Source organism: Companilactobacillus halodurans, from assembly GCF_009600985.1.
GTDB lineage: Bacteria > Bacillota > Bacilli > Lactobacillales > Lactobacillaceae > Companilactobacillus > Companilactobacillus halodurans.
The window spans coordinates 13,317-26,653 of record NZ_VDFP01000016.1; the positions used below are offsets into that span (position 1 = coordinate 13,317).

11 protein-coding genes, 1 other RNA gene and 1 pseudogene are annotated in these 13,337 nt (G+C 35.6%); 5 read left to right on the plus strand and 8 right to left on the minus strand.

All coding sequences use genetic code 11. The annotated features are described in order from the left end of the window. The first annotated feature begins 6 nt into the window (after window positions 1-6). From FHL06_RS08430 to FHL06_RS08440, 3 genes are all read left to right on the plus strand, one after another. Entirely contained in the window at window positions 7-411 is a 405-nt protein-coding gene (locus FHL06_RS08430) for a reverse transcriptase-like protein (RefSeq protein ID WP_153385782.1), read from the plus strand. 72 nt (window positions 412-483) lie between these two features. After that, window positions 484-1,497: a lipoate--protein ligase gene (locus tag FHL06_RS08435; RefSeq protein ID WP_153385783.1), complete on the plus strand. Its 1,014-nt coding sequence runs from the start codon at window positions 484-486 to the stop codon at window positions 1,495-1,497. Between the two features lie 103 nt (window positions 1,498-1,600). Further along, a complete protein-coding gene (locus FHL06_RS08440) occupies window positions 1,601-2,545 on the plus strand; it encodes a magnesium transporter CorA family protein (protein WP_153385784.1) in 945 nt (314 codons plus the stop codon). On the opposite strand, the gene FHL06_RS08445 is transcribed toward FHL06_RS08440, so the two are convergent. The 4 genes and pseudogenes from FHL06_RS08445 to FHL06_RS08460 all read right to left on the minus strand — a co-directional run bounded on the left by FHL06_RS08445 (window position 2,542) and on the right by FHL06_RS08460 (window position 5,363). Continuing rightward, window positions 2,542-3,660, minus strand: a complete 1,119-nt coding sequence (locus tag FHL06_RS08445) for a THUMP domain-containing class I SAM-dependent RNA methyltransferase (RefSeq protein WP_153385785.1) — start codon at window positions 3,658-3,660, stop codon at window positions 2,542-2,544. The genes FHL06_RS08440 and FHL06_RS08445 overlap by 4 nt on opposite strands. 69 nt (window positions 3,661-3,729) lie before the next feature. After that, window positions 3,730-4,091: RNase P RNA component class B (gene rnpB / locus FHL06_RS08450), an RNA gene on the minus strand. 261 nt (window positions 4,092-4,352) lie between these two features. Next, window positions 4,353-4,751: pseudogene (gene gpsB, locus FHL06_RS15120) on the minus strand (cell division regulator GpsB); the annotation flags it as partial. A gap of 60 nt (window positions 4,752-4,811) precedes the next feature. Then, on the minus strand, window positions 4,812-5,363 hold the full coding sequence (locus tag FHL06_RS08460; RefSeq protein ID WP_153385786.1) for an SLOG family protein: 552 nt from the start codon (window positions 5,361-5,363) through the stop codon (window positions 4,812-4,814). 64 nt (window positions 5,364-5,427) lie between these two features. Here FHL06_RS08460 and recU point away from each other — a divergent pair, with 64 nt between their 5' ends. Together recU and FHL06_RS08470 are read left to right on the plus strand one after the other, a co-directional pair. Continuing rightward, entirely contained in the window at window positions 5,428-6,051 is a 624-nt protein-coding gene (recU, locus tag FHL06_RS08465; RefSeq protein ID WP_153385787.1) for a Holliday junction resolvase RecU, read from the plus strand. Beyond that, window positions 6,051-8,564: a PBP1A family penicillin-binding protein gene (locus tag FHL06_RS08470; RefSeq protein ID WP_153385788.1), complete on the plus strand. Its 2,514-nt coding sequence runs from the start codon at window positions 6,051-6,053 to the stop codon at window positions 8,562-8,564. The genes recU and FHL06_RS08470 overlap by 1 nt, the downstream gene beginning before the upstream one ends. Before the next feature lie 67 nt (window positions 8,565-8,631). Here the strand turns inward: FHL06_RS08470 and FHL06_RS08475 are convergent, their stop codons facing one another. From FHL06_RS08475 to FHL06_RS08490, 4 genes are all read right to left on the minus strand, one after another. After that, entirely contained in the window at window positions 8,632-9,300 is a 669-nt protein-coding gene (locus FHL06_RS08475) for an endonuclease III domain-containing protein (protein ID WP_153385789.1), read from the minus strand. Between the two features lies 1 nt (window position 9,301). After that, window positions 9,302-9,925, minus strand: a complete 624-nt coding sequence (locus FHL06_RS08480) for a DnaD domain protein (protein ID WP_153385790.1) — start codon at window positions 9,923-9,925, stop codon at window positions 9,302-9,304. A gap of 66 nt (window positions 9,926-9,991) precedes the next feature. Beyond that, the gene (locus tag FHL06_RS08485; protein WP_153385791.1) at window positions 9,992-10,471 is read right to left on the minus strand and encodes a cell wall elongation regulator TseB-like domain-containing protein; all 480 of its coding nucleotides are present in this window, start codon (window positions 10,469-10,471) and stop codon (window positions 9,992-9,994) included. Between the two features lie 47 nt (window positions 10,472-10,518). Next, window positions 10,519-13,329 (minus strand): helicase C-terminal domain-containing protein, encoded by a 2,811-nt coding sequence (locus FHL06_RS08490; protein WP_153385792.1) that lies wholly within the window; start codon window positions 13,327-13,329, stop codon window positions 10,519-10,521. Window positions 13,330-13,337 lie beyond the last annotated feature (8 nt).

Consider the following 13,337-nt stretch of genomic DNA (forward strand, 5'->3'; position numbering starts at 1 on the left):
AATAATATGATTAAATTGTACACCGATGCCGGATTAAATACTAATTTAAATCTAGGCGTCGTCTCTTACGTAATAAAACGAAATAACAAAATTTATCAAGATGCACTTCACCAAGATAATCAAGATAATCATTATCTCGAATTCTTAGCCTTAAAAATTGCTTTGCAAAAAATTATAGAAAATCATTGGAATGATGAGATAGTTTTAATCCATTCCGACAGTCAAATCGTCATCGATAGTTTGGACAAGAATTATTCCAAAAATTATCAACCGATACTCGATGACATTTTGTCTGAGCTTGAAAACTTTCCTGAATATTTTGCCAAGCACATTGCTGACAAGGATAATCGTGCTGCACATACGCTCGTCCATCAAGAAATGCTAAAAATTAGGACACATTCTGATAAATAGCTGATAATTTGTTTCTGCAAATTGTAAAGTATGCTACTATTAAAACGCTTTCAAATAAGAGGAGGTTTTCCCATGTACTATGTTGTAATGAAAGATCGCGATATTCGTGATAACTTAGCTACGGAACAATACCTAATGAATAACGTCAAATTCGATGAACCATTAGTACTGTTCTATATTGAAAAACCATGTATTATTGTAGGACGTAATCAAAACACAATTGAAGAAATCAATAGCGATTACATCAAAGATAACAATATCACTGTAACACGCCGCATCTCTGGTGGTGGAGCAGTTTACCAAGACCTCGGCAACCTTTGCTTCAGTTTCGTGGTTGATTCAGATGATAAAAACTTCGGTGATTTCAAATCATTTACGCAACCAATTATAGACGCTTTGCATCAAATGGGAGCCACAACTGCCGAAGTGTCCGGTCGCAATGATCTCTTAGTCGATGGCAAGAAATTCTCTGGCAATGCTATGTATTCTAGAAACAATAAGACATTCTCTCATGGAACTTTATCCTTAGATGTCGATTTAGACGTTCTAACAAAAGCTTTGCACGTTTCCAAGGATAAAATAGCTTCTAAGGGAATTAAGTCAATTCGCTCAAGAGTTACTAACTTACGTCCATACTTAGCTCCTGAGTACCAAGATTTAACAACAGAGCAATTCCGCGACCGCTTATTATTAGAATTATTCCATGCCGATAATTTAGATGAAATTAAAGATCACGAATATGTCGTAACTGATGCTGATCAAAAAGAAATCGACAAAATCAAAGAACAATATTATTACAACTGGGACTGGGTCTATGGTAAATCTCCTGCCTTTACAGCTAAACAAAGAAAACACTTCGATATGGGAACAGTTGATGTTCGTTACAATATCGAAAATGGTAAGATAGAGCATGTTGAGATTTATGGTGATTTCTTTGGTATGAAAGATGTTAATGACATTAAAGAAAAACTTTTGAATCTTAAATATGATCGTGAAGAGATACTAAATGTGCTCAACCAATTTAATCTTGATGATTATTTCAAGGGCATCCCTAACGATCAATTGAGTAAACTATTTACTCCCTAACTATTAATTTAGAAATTTTAACTACAAAAAAACGGGTTGAGAAAATAATTCTCAATCCGTTTTTTATTTTTTGGTATGATTGTTTTTAATGAGAGGATAAAAAATGATTAATGAAACCATATTGAACCAAGATGTAAAATTAATAGATGTTCATTCCACTAAAACACTCAACGACGATGATCGTACCCAGTTAATTGAAAAATATGGTCTGACTAATGAAATTTTAGATTACGCTGATGATGAAAATGAACGCGCTCGTTTTGAATATGACGATATTTCTAAAACTTACTTGCTGGTCTATAACGTTCAAAATGAAAATAATCAAACAACTGATTTGTCGCAACGTACCCTGCCTATTTCATTTACCATTAAAGATAATCAATTGTTTCTTTTTACAAACGATGCTACGCATTACATCAAAGATTACTTATTAAAGGCCAAACAGCGAATTAAAACAAATATCAAGGATAAACTTTGGGAATATATTTTCAATACTTTTGACCAAATAACGAGTGACTTTAGTGACCAAATCAGTGAAACCGACAGTATACGAAACAACATTCAACATTTGATCAAGCGTCATCATTCTTCTGAAAAGCAAATTCTAGAATTAGCCAACTTACAAGATTTGACCACTTATCTGAATACTGCCATCAACGGAAATTTAGGAGTCTTGAAACAACTAGAACTCATTTCGTCGGGCAATGTTCAAGATTTACATCTAACTAAATCTGCCCATGAACATTTGCATGATTCCATGATTGAAATTGAACAGATAAAGAATCAGGCGGATCTCAGTTCAGACATCATTGATCGAATTTCAAACACTTATAACAATATTTTGAATAATCGAACAAATACGACCATGAAGATACTGACAATCTACACGATTATTCTCAGTATCCCCACGATCGTATCAGGGTTTTACGGAATGAACATGAAATTACCAATTGCCGATAAGGGCTGGTCTTGGGTCTTTTCATTAATCATCACGATTATTATTATTTTAGTAATTCTTTGGGACCTACACAGGCGCGATACGCTCTAATGTTTTTTAGCCCAATATTGGTAAAGATCGGTCTTTAATGAACCATTATATAATTTACGTTTTTTAGTGGCTAAGGAACCGAAGTATTTTTCAAATTCGACATCACTAGTTAAAATATATTTATTCCAAGTGGGAGCAGTCGCAAAGACTTCTCCCATTTCTTTATAAAGTTTTCTAACTCCTGCCATGTCGCTCATTCGTTGACCGTAAGGTGGGTTAGTAATAATGGTTCCGTACTCCCCTTCAATCTTTAAATCTTTGATAGCGACTTGTTTAAATTGAATATCATGCAAAACGCCAGCGTCATGTGCATTTAATTTAGCAATATCGATCATTGAACCATCGATATCTGAAGCACGAATATCTAAATCGACATCTTTGACGCCAGCTTCAGCTTCTTCTTTGAGATTCTCAAGAATCTTATTATCGAACCAATCGAAGTTTTCAAATAAGAAATGACGCTTTATTCCTGGAGCAATATTTTTAGCCATTCGTGCTGCTTCGATTGCAATCGTACCGGAACCTGTGGTTGGATCTAAGAATGGATCTTCTTCTGGATGCCAGACAGTCAAAAGAATCATTGCAGCAGCGAAGTTCTCCTTCAAAGGAGCAGCACCATGCTCGATTCTGTAACCACGCTTATAAAGCGATTCACCAGTAGTATCAAGTGTTACTTCAACAGCATCTTTATGGATTCTAGTTTCAATTTGAAATGTTGCGCCAGTCTCTGGTAAACGTCCACGACGCATGAAAACATCAGCCATTTTATTTACGATGGCTTTTTTTGTTATGGCTTGAATATCACGTTCTGAATGCAATTTTGATTTAACTGTTCTTGCTTTAATTGGAAAAGCCGCATTCAATGGCAACCAATCATCCCAAGCAATTGCATAAACTTTATTAAAAAGTTCATCAAAAGTGGTTGCCTTGAACGTTCCAATCAGAATTTTGACACGGTCAGCACTTCTTAGCCACAAGTTAGCTCTAGCAATATCTTCATACTCGCCGTCAAAATAGACCTTACCATTCTCGGTCTTTGTATCGTATCCCAAATTTTGTAATTCCTTTGCGGTTACAGATTCAAAGCCGCTTGACATAGTCGCAATTAATTTCATATTGCCCCTCTTAGTTTAATTTTTTGTATAAAAAAAGGACGAACAAGTCGTCCCTCTGCCTCGATAAACTCCTATAAGCCACGTTTTGTTCATGTATCAGGACGGCACCCTAATACAGTTAGTAATCATCTATCTACAATTAAGCCTTCACAGTAGATTCATTTCTCGTTATGAAGCGCCCCTACCAAAGTTTGGGTTGCCCGCTTGCGGGGTTTACCTCGTTCCACCATTGCAATTTCTCACAATAATACGTCTCTGTGGCACTTTCAAGCTAGTAACACATGGTCAAAGACTTTAGTGCGTTCACTGCCATTACCTTTATAAAAGGCACCTTGGTTTATTGGACCAAGCACAAACACTGCAAGCATCTCAGCTCGCGCGGGCGTGGACTTTCCTCAGCCTAGATAACTAGACCGCGATTACTCGTAATTTACCGACTTGAATAGTATACACTAAAATTGATTAAAATGGTTATTATTATTCAAATTTCCATTAAAATTATTTTGATTTTGGCCAGAAGCCCCATTTGTAGGGCTATTTGGTTGAAAATTATTTGAGTTTTGACTAGGATTATTAAAGTTATTGTTCATTGAGCCTTGATTCATCCGTGGATTAACTTCAGTGTGTCCACTCTCTACTCCACTATGGTTGTTCATATTATTAGGAACAACTGCTGAAGCAAATTGTTTCGACTCGTTATTTTCTGGAACGCCATTAGCAAAATCATGACCAAAGACACGTTTTTCCAAATTAGAAACACGTTTTAAAATATCATAATTAGTTGAAGCTTCAGCCGTAGCCGTCATAGCTGGCTTTTGTCTCAATCGATTATTTTTTTGTCTTTGTTGAAAGTTATTTTGTGGATTTGTTGGGCGTGCTTGAGCTAAACGGTCATTTTCCGACTTTAATTGACTGATTTCATTAGCAAATGTTTCGTAATCTTTAATAATACCATCTAAGAATTGGTCAACCTCTGTGGGATCATAGCCACGCATTTTTGTCTTAAATTCTTTTTGCAAAATATCATTTGGTTGATAATTTAATGAAGTTTCATTTGAATTGTCATTGCCATTTGGTTGTTGTTGGTTCATTCCGTTCATATTATTCATTATTAAACACCCCAGTGTTAATTATTGTCGATTTAACTTATCCTAACTATCATATAACATATTAGCAAAGTCCTGCATAGAATCAAAATCAATCAGCTCTAATTGGTAGTCGATACCACGATTTTGATAAGCTTTGATTGCTTCATAATCAAATTTAGGTTTGCCACCACTGTCAGTATCATAAAAAATCAAAGCGCCATCTGTGTGTTTAAGCATAAAATCTTGCCAAACTCGCAGTTGCTTACCACTATAATAACTCTTATTAGAAATTTTATTGACATAGTCGGCATTTCTTAAAAAAACATTTAACAATAGCTGATTATTTTCATTCCATTTTTTACCAAACTCGTTAAAAGGTAATATCACTGCATGTCTTATATTATAGCCTTTTTTCTTAACTTCTTGTATGGCCTTTCCGATAATTTGTTCTGTGCCAAGTTGAGCGCCAGTGATGACCCATTGAGTTCCGTCTTCTACGTAATTAGTAATTCTTTGTTCAAAAAAGTCTTGAATTACTTTGGCTTTTGGGTCATTATCTTTAAAAATGCCCAGTTCATATGAACGGTACCCTGTGATCCATAAATTTTTTATCATCAAGAACCTCCTTAAATAATATTTTTGCTGTCATGGTATAATTTGCAACGTAGGAGTTGATATTTTGAAAATAAACTACCCAGATGGAAGAAGTTTTAATAATCCATCACACTCTTCTCTCCACGCTTCTAGTGCCAAGAAAAAACTTATTTTTGGCGATCGCGGTATGACTCTGGAAGAAGAGATTAATGAAAGTAACAAGTACTATCGCAGTCATGATATCGCAGTAATTTATAAAAAACCAACGCCGATTCAAATTGTTAAAGTCGACTATCCTAAACGTAGCCGTGCCGTTATTAAGGAGGCATATTTCAGACAGGCTTCGACAACTGATTACAATGGTGTTTATAATGGTTATTATGTTGATTTTGAAGCTAAGGAAACTAAGAACAAAAATATCTTTCCTTTAAAGAACTTCCATCAACATCAGATTGATCATTTGCGGATGTGTCAAAAACAAGGTGGCATTTGCTTTGTTATTATAAAATACGTTACATTAAAACGATATTTTGTAATGCCAGCCGATACCTTATTTTTGCACTGGGATGCTCAAAAACACGATGGCGCAAAGTCAATTCAGCTTCAAGATATAATTGATAGCTCAATTGAGATCAAGGCTAACTATGATCCTACTTTACCGTATGTTGATGCGATTCAACAACTCATCGAAAGTGGGAAGGAGAAATAATGAATAAAAAGAATAATAATATTTTGACATTTAAAAATATTTTTAAATGGGTTTTATCTATTCTAGCTGTTTTAGTGGGAATATTTTTATTTGTCTTTGTATATTACGCTTTCAGTGCCCCGGCAATCAGTCAGGAAAATCTGCAAAGCGGTGGCTCTTCAACAATCGTTGATTCCACTGGTAAACAAATTGCCTCGCTTGGAGACAATAAGAGAAATTATGTCACCATCGATAAAGTTCCTCAACAAATGGAAGATGCTGTCGTTTCCATTGAGGATAAGAACTTTTATAACGAACCTCTAGGAATCGATCCGGTTCGTATTGCTAAATCAGCTTTTAATAACGTTACGAAAGGAACTCTCCAAGGTGGGAGTACTTTAACGCAACAATTAGTTAAGTTGACGGTCTTCTCGACTGATACCAAGGACCAAACTTTTAAACGTAAAATGCAAGAAGCTTGGCTTGCCATGCGTGTCAGTCAAAAATTTTCTAAGCAACAGATTTTGGAATTCTATATGAATAAAGTTTATCTGAATAATGGTATTTATGGGATGCAAACTGGTGCCAAATACTATTATGGCAAGACATTGAAACAATTGTCTCTTGCACAGATGGCCATGTTAGCGGGATTGCCTAATGCACCAAGTAATTACGATCCTTACACTCACCCTGAGGCTTCAAAGAATCGTCGTGATTTAGTTATTAGATCAATGTATAACAATAATAAGATTACTAAATCTCAGGCTGAAAAAGCTATCAACACGCCAATCAGTTCAGGTTTGCAGCCATATAAGAAAGTAACTAATAGTAATAATACTAAGAGAATCATCTCTGACCCTTATATAAAGGAAGCAATTTCCGAAGTTAAGAAAAAAGGCTTCGATCCTTATCGTGATAACCTCAAGATAACGGTCAATATGGATTATGATGCTCAAAAGAAACTTTATAATATCGTTAATAGTTCTAATTACGTTTCATTCCCTGACCAAAAGATGCAAGTTGGATCAACTATCGTTAACCCTAACAATGGTAAAGTCGTAGCGATGATTGGTGGTAGAAATCTCGGCGATGTTCAATTTGGATTGAATCGTGCGGTTCAAACTTCTAGAAGTAATGGTTCAACAATGAAACCAATCCTAGATTATGGACCAGCTATTGAATATCTCAATTGGTCTACTTATCATCAAGTAGAAGATACTGCCTATACTTATCCCGGAACTAGTATCGAATTGAAAGATTGGGATGAGCAATACGATGGTCAAATGAGTATGCGTAAGGCTTTAGTAAATTCTAGAAATATTCCAGCTATACGTACTCTTTCCGCAGTTGGTTTTACCAAAGCAAAGAAATTTGCTTCCAAATTAGGAATCGATATTAAAAAGAATCAAGGCTTGTCAGCTGGTATCGGTAGCGATGTTTCAACATTACAAGGTGCTTCAGCTTATGCAGCCTTTTCAAATGGTGGAACGTACTACAAACCATATTATGTTTCTAAAATTGAAACGGCTGATGGATTGACCCATAACTATGGCAAATCTGGTAAGCGGGTCATGAAGACTTCAACTGCCTACATGATTACCGATATGCTCAAGGGTGTTCCTTCAACTTATGCCACATATGCTAAAATTTCTGGATTGCATCAAGCTGGTAAAACCGGTACAACAAATTACAGCGATTCAGCGATTGCAAGTAATTCCGCTTTAAGTGGTACAGCTCAAGATTCATGGTACAACGGCTATACGCCAAATTATTCAATCAGTGTTTGGACAGGTTATGATTCACCAAATCAAAACGGTATTTCCTCAACCTATCAAAGTATTGCTGGTAAGATTTATAAAGCTGAAATGAGTTACTTAGCTAATAAATCAGACAGCAATCCTAATTGGAAGAAACCTGACACCGTTGTATCAAGGATGATCAAGAATGATGGTTCAACTACTCCAGTAGTAGCATCGCCAAGTTCAAGTTCATCAAGTTACACAAAAGAATTGTTTGTTAAAGGACACGCTCCATCAAATCCTTACAAGAGTTCAGATTACTCAACAAGCAGTGCCTCTGGCTCAAGCAGCAATCAAGTAACTACTAACCAGCAATCAAGCAGTTCTTCAGAATCAAGTGATAATGAAAATGATGATACCGATAGTAATAATGAAACTGGAACTCAATCAAATGGCAGTGATGATTCAACTGACACAACGACTGATTCCAACGGTACTTCATCATCAACAGACTCTAACGGCTCAAGTACAAATTCCAATACCAATACTGGCGGTAATACTAATACTGGTAGCACTGGTGGAAATACTAACACAGGTAATACTGGAAATACCGGCAATACTGGTAGTAACGGTGGCGGCACGACAACTGGAGATACCGGTTCAAGTGGCGACACAGGATCAACCAATACGGGTGGTACAGACAGCACTGGTGGTGGCAGTACTACTAATAGTGGTGCTACTACTAATGGTTCATCGAGCAACAGTTCTACTGTTCAGTCAACCAGCGAACAATAAATTATAAATTACAAGCAAAAAAGCCTTGGAAACGAAATTTTAAACGTTTCTAAGGCTTTTTTTGTGTTTAATCATTTGTATTTTTATTATTGTTCTTATCATTTTCAGAATTTAATTGGTCGCATTCAATAATCAATTGATTCGTCTCTTTTGAGGGGTCCAATTTCATCGAATACTTACGGCCATATTCGATCATTGTATGATGAGCTCGATGCAATTCTTCTGGCTTCATAACACTGACGATTTTCTTCTCTACTTGAAGAGGATTAGCTTTTTCATCAACAAAGTGCAACCGTTTTGAAATAGCTGACACGTGCGTATCGACAGCAAAAGTTGGCTGGTCAAAAACATCGCTCAAAACGACATTGGCAGTTTTTCGACCAGCACCAGGCAAAGCCATAATTCCCTTTCTTGTCGTTGGGACAACATCATTTAATTGTTCATGAACGATTTGGGCAGTTTTAATGATGTTTTTTGCTTTGTTATGAAATAGTCCAACGCTTTTGATTATTTGTTCAACGTCTAATACATTAGCTTTCATCAAATCCTTTGGTTCTGGATATTTGCCAAACAATTCTGGCGTCACTTTATTGACTGATATATCAGTCGCCTGAGCACTCAAAATAACTGAAACTAAATATTGAAATGGCGTTCTTGAATCTAATGTCCGTCCAATTGGTCCAATGTCGTCTTCCATTTGATGGATGGCCCAAACAATCTGTTCATCTTTTAACATATTAATACCCCAATTTCTTTCGACGTTCTTCCAATTGTTCTGCTGTCTTAATATTACTCTTTTCCCAACTGATAAGGATTCGGTCCATGTATTTCAATGAATAAGCTTGATTCAAAACTGCTTCTCGTAAAGCTAAATCAATCAACTCGACACTATAATGATCATCATCAATCCATTGGTGGATTTGTTCTTGTTCAATTGGTGATAAAGGACGTCCAAATTCAACTTCAATCTTTTTAAATAATTCTTCAGTATCTGACATTAATTTGTCTTTTTTGTTGGATTGCTTTTCTTGTTTTAAAAGATTTTGAATCCGATAATAAATCGGCGTTAACGAATAAAGGTCTCGTTGTTGATGGTGATCCATCACTGTTTTCAATTCGATGATTCCAAGTTTGATCATTCCTTGAATAATCGTATAAATAGTGGCTTCATCCATTCCCGTATCTTCTGCCAAATTTTTTGCCATGGGAAAAGTATTGCCCTTTTGTGCGTACATCGACAAAGCTAAATAGACAATCAAATCTTTTTCAGTCATGCCCAATTTATGAAAATTTTTGATGATTAAATTGTTGATAGTCGTATTGCCGCTGTCAACAAAGGTATTGAATAATTCATCATCCATATTAATTACTCCAATGAATAAAAAAAGCCCGAGAAATCTATTAATCTCGACTTTTTTTAGAATTTTTTAAATGTTATTGATAATTTGAATACTCTTGCCGCTACGGAAATCAACCAAGTTATAGCCAATAGACCCATTTTTCTTTTGGAAAGCAACTTCCCAAGTAGGTTTATCTTTATAAATACCTAAATTGATATGCAAAATCTTTTTAGCATTATATCTTTGTGCTACACCATCGATAACTGTTTGACGAACAGGAGCATTATTTTTATTAACAACTTCTGTTTTACCACTTTTTGCATTAATAATAATATAACGATACTTTTCATTCTTCGTTAAACCGCCAACTGCATAATACTGCTTTTGGCGGGTGTAATTTCCAAAATAATCAGCTTCAACTATCCCAGCTTTTTCTTCGGCAATATCCTTAGCCTGTGACTTGGCACTCGAATAAGGAGCGGAGGAAAGGTTCAAGTATGTTAAAGCTGAAACAATTGCTAATGCAATTAAAGAGATAGTCAATAAGATTTTTGTGCTTCTACTCATAATACGTCCTTTTTTAAACTAACAAAAATAGTATAGCAGTAAATTGTCTAATTCAGAAATTCATTTATATCTTTTTTAATCGAACTCATATCCTCATTGACAATTGGTAGCCCCTTCGGCAAGGATTCTAGAATCGTTTTGCCGTAACTCTTGGTTAAAATTCGATTGTCTAACATCAAAATCACGCCACGATCGGTTGGTGTTCGAATCAGACGTCCTAAACCCTGTCTTAATTGCAAGATAGCATTTGGCAACGAATCAACTTTGAAGATATTCATATCTTGACGCTTAAGGATGTCTTGTTTGATTTTAACATCAGGTTGCTCTGGCGATTCAAATGGAATCCTCGTAACGATTAAAATCTCCAAGACTTTCTTAGGAAAATCGACGCCTTCCCAAAATGAGTTAGCTCCTAATAACACGGAGCGCTGGCCAATGGCAAAACGTTTTTTGATTTTTTCGTTTGAACCAGTGACACCCTGAGCTAAAATCTCCCATTTACCTTTGACGTCAGTTTCCATCAGACGCTGATAAACTTTACTCAAAGTATTCAATGAATTGAAAAGAATCATTGTTTGATGATCTAGATTATCTAAAACATCAACAATATATTTTGTGACCATGTCATAATATTCTTCACTATTAAGCGATTGAATATCTGGCAAATCAGCTGGCAAGTAAATTTTGCTGTTTTTGGAAATACTGTTCATATCCGGCAAAATAACCATTTGATTGATTTGGTTTTGATTCAATTGTGTATCTAAAATAAAGTGCGAGAAATCCTTTTGAATCGTAATAGCCGCTCCGATAGCGAAGATTTGGCTGAATCGATCAGTCGTTTCATCGATTAAAGTTTGAATATTATACTGACGCCAACTTAACTTCAAAGTTTTAGGGTCATAATAATCGCGCATATCGATTTGAATTCCAAATTGGTTATCGGAACTTTGGAGAGCTTGCAACAACTCATCCAGATTTTTGATAACTTTTTCTAGTTTGCTATTTTCAATTGTTAGATTAGAAATAACTTTTGATAATTCAACGGAAATAAAGTTCTTTTGGAAATTATATTGGTCGAATAATGTTTCAACTCGATTAGAAATCAAAGATAGTTCAACAATCAAATCGGATAATAACTCAACTAATTTGTTATTATTTTTACCGAATTTATTGCTGCTGTCAAGAATTGAAACGTACTCTTCTCGATCCTTAAAAGCTACTTTATTTCTGACATAGCGACCAAAAATATTATATTCCAATCGTTCCATCAATTCATCGACTGCTTGAAAATGAATCTCCATGTTTTGCAAGTCTTGGTAATTCCACAATTGTGTCGTTACTTCGGTAAAGGCATAACGTAAAGTTACCCGGTTTTGATACAAGATATCGCTGATTTTTTTGACATATTCATTCAATTGTAAGAAATCAATCGTTGGTGAACTGGCAGCACGTAGACTGCCAGCAAAGTGGTTCGCTTCATCGATGACCAAATAAGAATTGTCGCCCCAATACTTGCTTTCTAAATGACGCGATAAGAAAGCTTGATTGGTGACCAAAATTTTCGATTCTAAATATCGATTTTGTTGATACAACCAAAAGTCATCGTTGCAAAAAACGGTGTTCTCTTTAGATTCGCCACGGTGTCGAATAATGCTAAACAGCGGACTGTTGTAATTAGTTAAATGTAATTCACTCAAGTCCCCTGTCGTCGTCATTGTCAACCAAACGATAATCTTCATCTTCAAAATTGCGGTATGACTATGCAAACGATAATTATCTAGCGCTTCAGAGAAACGGTCTAAGTCAATAAAATTGTAACTGCTCTTGACGATTTCAGCATGATAATTATTTCTCGTAACTTGGTTCAATAGTGGAATCGATTGTTCTAAAATTTGTTGCTGCAAAACCTTCGTTGTTGTAGCAATCACTAATTTTTGATTAGGATTGATCAGATATGACAGTGGCAAAAGATAGCCTAAAGTCTTCCCTGCTCCAGTTGGAGCTTCAATTAAATTCCATTTTTTTACTTTGTCACGATGTTGACTTGTTTTATAGATGTTGTCCATTAAATTGGACTGATTGACACGATAGTCTAAGATGCCATCTAATAGTTCCTTTTTGGCTTCACGCGTTTGCGGATATTTATTAGTGTGATCAATTTGTTCACTAACATGAAAATCCTTTTTACGTAAAATCAAACCATTTCGTTCAAAAAGATATGCTGGCAACACTTCGGTCCGCGAGTTTTTCTCCCGTTCTTCGAGAATCGTTTTAAAAACTAGATTGGTCTCGCGAATCGTATTCTTGCCAAACTTGGCTAACATACGCAGTGTTTCAAGCGGTAACTGTTGAATTCTTTTGAGTAGAACTAAAAACAGTTCGCCGGTAACATGAGCATCGCTGTTAGCACTGTGTGGATTTTTGTGAACGATGCTTAAATAATGCGTTAAATCTTGTAGTTTATAACTACTAATAGTTGGAAATAAAATCTGCGCTAATTCAACAGTATCGATAGCTTTGACATTGAGTTGATTCATTCCGATACGTTTAAGTTCTCGATTTAAAAAGGTCAAATCAAAATTCACGTTATGTGCAATAAAAACTCGATTTTTTAAAAGTTTAAAAATATCAGGTGCAACTTCTTCAAATGTTGGCGAATCTTTGACATCTTCGTCGCTTAGTCCCGTTAGAGCCGTGATTCTTGCTGGAATGGGGACTTTTGGATTGATCTTTTGATCATAAAGGTGCGTAATTTCACCATTTTCGATAAGGGCACAGCCGAATTGAATTATACGCCCGTTGTCATGCCAATTAGAATTGGTAGTTTCCAAATCAACAACAGCGTAAGTATTTTTCAAATCATTCA

Coding starts and splice junctions, on each gene's coding strand:
- FHL06_RS08430 (WP_153385782.1), top strand. CDS start 7: ATGATTAAATTGTACACCGATGCCGGATTAAATACTAATTTAAATCTA.
- FHL06_RS08435 (WP_153385783.1), top strand. CDS start 484: ATGTACTATGTTGTAATGAAAGATCGCGATATTCGTGATAACTTAGCT.
- FHL06_RS08440 (WP_153385784.1), top strand. CDS start 1,601: ATGATTAATGAAACCATATTGAACCAAGATGTAAAATTAATAGATGTT.
- FHL06_RS08445 (WP_153385785.1), bottom strand. CDS start 3,660: ATGAAATTAATTGCGACTATGTCAAGCGGCTTTGAATCTGTAACCGCA.
- FHL06_RS08460 (WP_153385786.1), bottom strand. CDS start 5,363: ATGATAAAAAATTTATGGATCACAGGGTACCGTTCATATGAACTGGGC.
- FHL06_RS08470 (WP_153385788.1), top strand. CDS start 6,051: ATGAATAAAAAGAATAATAATATTTTGACATTTAAAAATATTTTTAAA.
- FHL06_RS08475 (WP_153385789.1), bottom strand. CDS start 9,300: ATGTTAAAAGATGAACAGATTGTTTGGGCCATCCATCAAATGGAAGAC.
- FHL06_RS08480 (WP_153385790.1), bottom strand. CDS start 9,925: ATGGATGATGAATTATTCAATACCTTTGTTGACAGCGGCAATACGACT.
- FHL06_RS08485 (WP_153385791.1), bottom strand. CDS start 10,471: ATGAGTAGAAGCACAAAAATCTTATTGACTATCTCTTTAATTGCATTA.